This is a genomic window from Enterobacter cloacae complex sp. GF14B, assembly GCF_004136805.1.
Classification (GTDB): Bacteria; Pseudomonadota; Gammaproteobacteria; order Enterobacterales; family Enterobacteriaceae; genus Enterobacter; species Enterobacter hormaechei_C.
In genome coordinates this window covers 37,763-45,298 of sequence record NZ_QFRV01000037.1, presented here as the reverse complement: position 1 = coordinate 45,298, position 7,536 = coordinate 37,763, and the positions used below count along the sequence as shown (strand labels likewise).

Sequence of the window (7,536 nt, the reverse complement as noted above, 5' to 3'; positions counted from 1 at the left end):
GTGTTAGGCCTGCCGCCAGCGTTCAATCTGAGCCATGATCAAACTCTTCAATTTAAAAGTTTGATGCTCAATGAATTAAACTTCGTAATGAATTACGTGTTCACTCGTTGAGACTTGGTATTCATTTTTCGTCCGAGGACGTTAAGAATCCATGTCACTTTGAGTGCCCACACAGATTGTCTGATAAATTGTTAAAGAGCAGTGCAACGCGGCTTTCGCTCACCGTTGCGAGGTGGCGTATATTACGCTTTCCTCTTTCAGAGTCAACCCTGATTTTCAGGATTTTTTCTCTTCAACCGACCGGGTTGTTTGTGAAGTGATTCACATCCGCCGTGTCGATGGAGGCGCATTATAGGGAGCCGCCGAGGAATGACAAGCGGAAAAATGCATTTTTATTTCAACCGCTCACCTTTTCGCCAAAACGCCTATTTTTGGTGCTTTTTAATCTCTTTTGGCAGTTCTGCCAGACTAGTTATCACCCAGTCGGCTGCATTTTCTGCTTCTGGGGTGACCGGTTTACCGGTACGCACTAATACTTTGGTACCTACACCTGCCGCCGTTGCTGCCTGCATATCTTCCAGTTTATCGCCCACCATATAAGATGCGGCCATATCAATGTGCAGGAATTCCTGTGCAGAGATAAACATGCCCGGGTGTGGCTTACGGCAATCGCAGGTCTGACGATACGCCTCTACACTTCCCTGCGGGTGATGCGGACAATAATAGATGCCATCAAGATCGACGCCGCGATCGGCCAGAGACCAGTCCATCCATTCCGTCAGCGTCTCGAACTGCGCTTCGGTAAATTTACCCCGGGCGATACCGGACTGGTTAGTTACCACCACCAGCGCATAGCCCATCTCTTTCAACTGGCGCATGGCATCTATTACGCCCTCGATAAATTCGAACTCATCAATCTCATGGACGTAACCGTGATCCACATTAATAGTGCCGTCACGATCGAGAAAAATTGCGGGTACAGATTTTGCCACCGGTTTGCTCCTGAAAAAGGCTTGTTCAGCTAGTATCTCATGAATCGCAGCGCAATAAAGTGCTCATCGCAAAGAGGTGGATTGATTTAGACGTCTGGATGCCTTAACATCCATTTTGTTTACGGTCATTCCCCGTATCTGGCAGAAGAAAATGCCACGGCTAACTTACTTACGATAAAAATAATCTAATGATTAAACTTTCCAATATCACCAAAGTGTTCCAGCAGGGGAACCGAACCATTCAGGCGCTGAACAACGTCAGCCTGCATGTTCCTGCTGGTCAGATTTATGGCGTCATTGGCGCATCGGGTGCAGGTAAAAGTACGCTGATCCGTTGTGTTAACCTGCTTGAGCGCCCAACCCAGGGCAGCGTAGAAGTTGGCGGCCAGGAGCTTACCGCTCTCTCAGAAAAAGAACTCACCAAAGCGCGTCGCCAGATTGGCATGATTTTCCAGCACTTTAACCTGCTGGCCTCACGCACCGTTTTCGGTAACGTTGCGTTACCCCTGGAGCTGGATAACACACCAAAAGAAGAAATTACGCGTCGCGTCACCGAACTGCTCGATCTGGTTGGTCTGGGTGATAAACATGACAGCTACCCGGCAAATTTGTCCGGCGGGCAAAAACAGCGAGTAGCAATCGCTCGCGCGCTGGCAAGCAACCCAAAAGTGCTGCTGTGCGATGAAGCCACCAGCGCATTAGATCCGGCTACCACGCGCTCTATTCTGGAACTGTTAAAAGACATTAACCGTCGTCTGGGCCTGACTATCCTCCTTATTACGCATGAAATGGATGTAGTGAAACGTATCTGCGACTGTGTAGCAGTCATCAGCAACGGTGAGCTGATTGAGCAGGACACGGTGAGCGAAGTCTTCTCGCACCCGAAAACGCCGCTGGCTCAGCAGTTCATTCAGTCCACACTGCATCTTGATATTCCGGAAGATTATCTGGAACGACTGAAAACAGAAGCCGTTGCAGACAGCGTTCCAATGCTGCGCATGGAGTTTACGGGTCAGTCCGTTGACGCACCGCTGCTGTCCGAAACCGCGCGTCGCTTTAACGTTAATAACAACATTATTAGCGCGCAGATGGATTACGCCGGTGGCGTGAAGTTCGGCATTATGCTGACGGAAATGCACGGCACACAGGAAGAAACCCAGGCGGCAATTGCCTGGCTGCAAGAACATCACGTAAAAGTAGAGGTACTGGGTTATGTCTGAGCCGATGATGTGGCTACTGGTTCGCGGCGTTTGGGAAACGCTGGCAATGACCTTCGTATCGGGCTTCTTTGGTTTTGTGATTGGGCTGCCGGTCGGCGTGTTGCTGTACGTCACGCGCCCGGGTCAAATTATTGAAAACGCGAAGCTGTATCGCACGCTCTCTGCGCTGGTGAACATTTTCCGGTCTATTCCGTTCATTATTCTGCTGGTGTGGATGATTCCGTTTACTCGCGTGATCGTCGGGACGTCGATTGGTTTGCAGGCGGCAATTGTCCCGCTGACAGTAGGCGCGGCACCGTTTATCGCCCGTATGGTGGAAAACGCCCTGCTGGAAATCCCAACAGGCCTGATTGAAGCTTCCCGCGCGATGGGTGCAACACCAATGCAGATCGTTCGCAAAGTTCTGCTGCCAGAGGCGCTGCCTGGGCTGGTGAACGCAGCAACCATCACGCTTATCACGCTGGTCGGTTATTCCGCAATGGGCGGCGCCGTAGGTGCTGGCGGTTTAGGCCAGATTGGCTATCAGTACGGCTATATTGGCTATAACGCTACCGTAATGAATACCGTTCTGGTATTGCTGGTTGTGCTGGTTTACTTAATTCAATTCTCTGGCGATCGTATCGTCCGGGCTGTTACGCATAAATAACGTTACAAACAACACAAACTCGACGAGTTAAGGATATAACATGGCGTTTAAATTTAAGACCTTCGCAGCAGTAGGCGCACTGATTGGCTCGCTGGCACTGGTGGGTTGCGGTCAGGACGAAAAAGATCCAAACCACATCAAAGTAGGCGTTATCGTCGGTGCAGAACAGCAGGTTGCTGAGGCCGCGCAGAAAATCGCTAAAGAGAAATATGGCCTGGACGTTGAACTGGTGACCTTCAACGATTACGTTCTGCCGAACGAAGCGCTGAGCAAAGGCGACATTGACGCTAACGCCTTCCAGCATAAACCGTACCTGGATCAGCAGATCAAAGATCGCGGCTACAAACTGGTTGCTGTCGGTAACACCTTCGTTTACCCGATTGCCGGCTACTCCAAGAAAATTAAATCTCTGGATGAACTCCAGCCGGGTTCACAGGTTGCCGTCCCTAACGACCCAACCAACCTTGGCCGTTCCCTGCTTCTGCTACAGAAAGTGGGCCTGATTAAACTGAAAGAAGGCGTTGGCCTGTTACCGACCGTTCTGGACGTAACCGAAAACCCGAAAAATCTGAAAATTGTTGAGCTGGAAGCACCACAGCTGCCACGTTCTCTGGACGATGCGCAGATCGCCCTGGCCGTGATCAACACCACTTACGCCAGCCAGATCGGCCTGACCCCAGCGAAAGATGGCATCTTCGTTGAAGATAAAGATTCCCCGTACGTCAACCTGATCGTGACTCGCGAAGACAACAAAGACGCGGAGAATGTGAAGAAATTCATACAGGCATATCAGTCTGAAGAAGTGTACCAGGAAGCCAATAAGGTGTTTAACGGCGGCGCGGTTAAAGGCTGGTAATCTCCCGGCAGTGTAATATCATCAAGACGGGCATTTGCCCGTCTTGTCATTTGTGCGGTCAACTGCTTCAATATCTGACGTTTTGATTATCCACTGAGGAATTATTATGCGTGCTTTACCGATCTGTCTTTTAGCACTGATGCTGAGCGGCTGTTCTATGCTAAGCAGATCTCCTGTTGAACCTGTTCAAAGCACTGCAACCCCGCCAAAAGCGGAGCCAGCAAAACCGAAAGCGCCTCGCGCTGCGCCGGTACGTATTATTACCAAAGCCGACGAGCTGGTCGGTAAGCCATTCCGTGAACTGGGCGAAGTGAGCGGCGAATCCTGCCAGGCAACGAATCAGGACTCTCCACCCAATATTCCGACAGCCCGCAAGCGTATGCAAATCAACGCGTCGAAAATGAAAGCCAACGCGGTGTTGCTGCACAGCTGTGAAGTCACCAGCGGCACACCAGGTTGCTATCGTCAGGCGGTATGTATCGGTTCTGCGCTTAACATTACGGCGAAATGAGTTCATTTCAGTTCGAGCAGATAGGCGTTATCCGCTCCCCTTATAAAGAAAAGTTCGCCGTACCGCGTCAGCCGGGTCTGGTCATTCACGGCAGCGGCGAGCTTCATCTTGTCGCGCCGTATAACCAGGCCGATGCAGTGCGCGGGCTTGAGGCGTTCAGCCATTTATGGGTGGTCTTTGTGTTTCACCAGACCATGGAAGGCGGCTGGCGTCCCACTGTGCGTCCTCCTCGTCTGGGCGGAAATGCCAGAATGGGGGTCTTTGCCACCCGCTCAACCTTTCGTCCCAACCCCATCGGAATGTCGCTGGTCGAGCTGAAAGGCATACGTTGTCAGAGAGATCAGGTGATCCTGGAGTTAGGTAGCCTTGACCTGGTTGATGGCACACCGGTCATAGATATTAAGCCTTACCTGCCCTTCGCCGAAGCGCTGCCGGATGCCCGGGCAAGCTATGCTCAGGACGCACCGCAGGCAGATATGCCGGTTCACTTCACGTCTGAAATAACGACGCAAATCAGCGAGCTGGAAAAGCGTTATCCACGTCTGCGTGACTTTATCGTTGAAGTGCTGGCGCAGGACCCCCGTCCCGCCTACCGCAAAGAAGAGGAAGCCGGGAAAACGTACGCCGTCTGGCTGCTGGACTTTAACGTGCGCTGGCGCGTGACTGCGGCGGGTTTTGAAGTGTTTGCCCTGGAACCCAGGTAATTTTGTTCTCCTCTCTTTTGGCATCTTTGCCACACTGGTAAACTAAACCACTTTTTTTGTGTCAGGCTGGTGTTTCAGCCTGTTCCAATCGTCGAAATGGAACCGTAACAACATGCGTACTAGCCAATATCTGCTCTCCACTCTGAAGGAGACACCTGCCGACGCCGAGGTGATCAGCCACCAGCTGATGCTGCGCGCCGGGATGATCCGCAAGCTGGCCTCCGGGTTATACACCTGGCTGCCGACCGGCGTGCGCGTCCTGAAAAAAGTCGAAAACATCGTGCGTGAAGAGATGAACAACGCCGGTGCTATCGAGGTGTTAATGCCGGTCGTTCAGCCCTCTGAACTGTGGCAGGAGAGCGGTCGCTGGGAGCAGTACGGTCCTGAACTGCTGCGTATTGCCGATCGTGGCGATCGTCCATTCGTCCTCGGCCCAACGCATGAAGAAGTGATCACCGATCTGATCCGTAACGAGCTGAGCTCTTACAAACAGCTGCCGCTGAACTTCTTCCAGATCCAGACCAAGTTCCGTGACGAAGTGCGTCCACGCTTTGGCGTCATGCGTTCTCGCGAGTTCCTGATGAAAGATGCTTACTCTTTCCATACTTCTCAGGAATCGCTGCAAGAGACCTACGACAAAATGTACGCGGCCTACAGTAAAATCTTCTCCCGCATGGGGCTGGATTTCCGTGCTGTACAGGCTGATACCGGTTCAATCGGCGGTAGCGCCTCCCATGAATTCCAGGTTCTGGCGCAGAGCGGCGAAGACGATGTGATCTTCTCTGACTCCTCTGATTACGCCGCGAACATCGAATTTGCAGAAGCGCTGGCACCAAAAGAACCACGCGGCGCGGCAACGCAAGAGATGACGCTGGTTGATACGCCAAACGCGAAAACCATCGCCGAGCTGGTTGAGCAGTTTACTCTGCCGATCGAAAAAACCGTGAAAACCCTGCTGGTGAAATCGGCTGAAGGTAGCGCTTATCCACTGGTTGCCCTGCTGGTACGAGGCGATCACGAGCTGAACGAAGTGAAAGCCGAGAAGCTGCCGCAGGTTGCCAGCCCGCTGACCTTCGCAACGGAAGCGGAGATCCGCGCCGTGGTGAATGCAGGTCCTGGTTCTCTGGGCCCGGTGAACATGCCTGTTCCGGTGGTCATTGACCGCACCGTTGCGGCGATGAGCGACTTCGCTGCGGGCGCAAACATCGACGGTAAACACTACTTCGGCATCAACTGGGATCGGGACGTGGCGACGCCGGAAGTGGCTGACATCCGTAACGTGGTCGCAGGCGATCCAAGCCCGGACGGCAAGGGTACCCTGATGATCAAACGCGGTATCGAAGTAGGCCACATCTTCCAGCTGGGCGATAAGTACTCACGCGCAATGAACGCTGCCGTTCAGGGCGAAGATGGTCGTAACCAGGTTCTGACCATGGGCTGCTACGGCATTGGCGTAACGCGCGTTGTTGCTGCCGCTATCGAGCAGAATTATGACGAACGCGGAATCGTCTGGCCGGATAACATCGCGCCTTTCCAGGTAGCGATCCTGCCAATGAACATGCACAAGTCTTACCGTGTGCAGGAGCTGGCTGAGAAACTCTACGCTGAGCTGAGCGCGAAAGGTATCGACGTGCTAATGGATGACCGTAAAGAGCGTCCTGGCGTGATGTTTGCTGACATGGAACTGATCGGTATTCCACACACCATCGTCATTGGCGACCGTAACCTCGACAGCGACGAGATTGAATACAAGTACCGTCGCAACGGCGAAAAACAGATGATCAAGACGGGCGATATTCTTGATTACCTGGTGAAAGCCATCAAAGGTTAAGAAACAAAAAACCCCGCCAGTGCGGGGTTTTTTAATGGCTATATCTTATTTACTGTCGCAGTCTTTCCCCGCAGCAAACTTCGCGTCTTTATCTGCCACTAGCGTTTTCACCAGCTCGCCGCTATCCGGGTTTGGCTCCAGCGTAAAATGCCCTTCAACCGTCAGCAACACTGGCTTACTGTCGTTGCCGCGCGCAACGGCATAGTCTCGCTCCAGCTGGGCATTGTTCGCCACGCTGACTTTCTTCCCGGTTGCACAGTCAGTGAAGATCGCCGCATCCGCCATGTAGAAATACATTCCTCGCATCGCCATTGGGGTGGCTGGCAGGGTCGCTTTCACCGGGGCCAACGTGTAGTTGAACTGGGATTCAATCGGATTGCCTTCGCGATCGAGCATCTCCATCCCCTCGCCTTTGGCGCGGAAGAAGGTTTTATCGCCCGTGGTATCCGTCAATACCAGCTTCTCAGCCGTACGCGCCCATGTTCCGTAAGATGCAAAAGAAGACGGTTCTTTCGCCCCCTGGTAACGCTGGTTCATGACCCAGGTGCCATCTTTTTGCAGGAACAGAGAGGTTTCGATGCCCTCGCAATCTGCACACGGTAATACGCCGCGCCAGCTTTGCTGCATCGGCTTTAATTCTTCATTTTGCGTTGGCTGTAGTACCTGCGTTTCCGAACGGTTATTACAGCCAAAAAGCGCAAACAGGCTTGTCACGGCCAGCGCTGATAATAATGCTTTTTTCACAATACTTTCCTTATGAAAAGGGTATCCCTTTC

8 protein-coding genes are annotated in these 7,536 nt (G+C 52.6%); 6 read left to right on the top strand and 2 right to left on the bottom strand.

Translation table 11 applies throughout. From position 1 onward, the window contains the following. Positions 1-425 precede the first annotated feature (425 nt). Positions 426-992 carry a D-glycero-beta-D-manno-heptose 1,7-bisphosphate 7-phosphatase gene (gene gmhB / locus DD606_RS13740; RefSeq protein WP_003856122.1) on the bottom strand — a complete coding sequence of 189 codons (567 nt, stop codon included), beginning with the start codon at positions 990-992 and terminating at the stop codon, positions 426-428. A gap of 188 nt (positions 993-1,180) precedes the next feature. Between gmhB and metN the strand changes: the two genes are divergently transcribed. The 6 genes from metN (at position 1,181) to proS (ending at position 6,760) form a co-directional block, all read left to right on the top strand. After that, positions 1,181-2,212: a methionine ABC transporter ATP-binding protein MetN gene (gene metN, locus DD606_RS13735; RefSeq protein WP_003856124.1), complete on the top strand. Its 1,032-nt coding sequence runs from the start codon at positions 1,181-1,183 to the stop codon at positions 2,210-2,212. Then, positions 2,205-2,858 carry a methionine ABC transporter permease MetI gene (locus DD606_RS13730; RefSeq protein WP_003856130.1) on the top strand — a complete coding sequence of 218 codons (654 nt, stop codon included), beginning with the start codon at positions 2,205-2,207 and terminating at the stop codon, positions 2,856-2,858. The genes metN and DD606_RS13730 overlap by 8 nt, the downstream gene beginning before the upstream one ends. Before the next feature lie 40 nt (positions 2,859-2,898). Then, the gene (gene metQ / locus DD606_RS13725) at positions 2,899-3,714 is read left to right on the top strand and encodes a methionine ABC transporter substrate-binding lipoprotein MetQ (protein ID WP_003856132.1); all 816 of its coding nucleotides are present in this window, start codon (positions 2,899-2,901) and stop codon (positions 3,712-3,714) included. 106 nt (positions 3,715-3,820) lie between these two features. Continuing rightward, positions 3,821-4,225, top strand: a complete 405-nt coding sequence (rcsF, locus tag DD606_RS13720; protein WP_003856133.1) for an Rcs stress response system protein RcsF — start codon at positions 3,821-3,823, stop codon at positions 4,223-4,225. Then, positions 4,222-4,929, top strand: coding sequence for a tRNA (N6-threonylcarbamoyladenosine(37)-N6)-methyltransferase TrmO (gene tsaA, locus DD606_RS13715; RefSeq protein ID WP_129258771.1), 708 nt, complete (start codon positions 4,222-4,224; stop codon positions 4,927-4,929). Before rcsF ends, tsaA begins: the two co-directional genes overlap by 4 nt. Positions 4,930-5,041: 112 nt before the next feature. After that, complete coding sequence (gene proS / locus DD606_RS13710) at positions 5,042-6,760, top strand: proline--tRNA ligase (protein WP_003856138.1); 1,719 nt, start codon at positions 5,042-5,044, stop codon at positions 6,758-6,760. Between the two features lie 45 nt (positions 6,761-6,805). On the opposite strand, the gene nlpE is transcribed toward proS, so the two are convergent. After that, positions 6,806-7,504, bottom strand: coding sequence for an envelope stress response activation lipoprotein NlpE (nlpE, locus tag DD606_RS13705; RefSeq protein WP_003856140.1), 699 nt, complete (start codon positions 7,502-7,504; stop codon positions 6,806-6,808). Between the last annotated feature and the right edge of the window lie 32 nt (positions 7,505-7,536).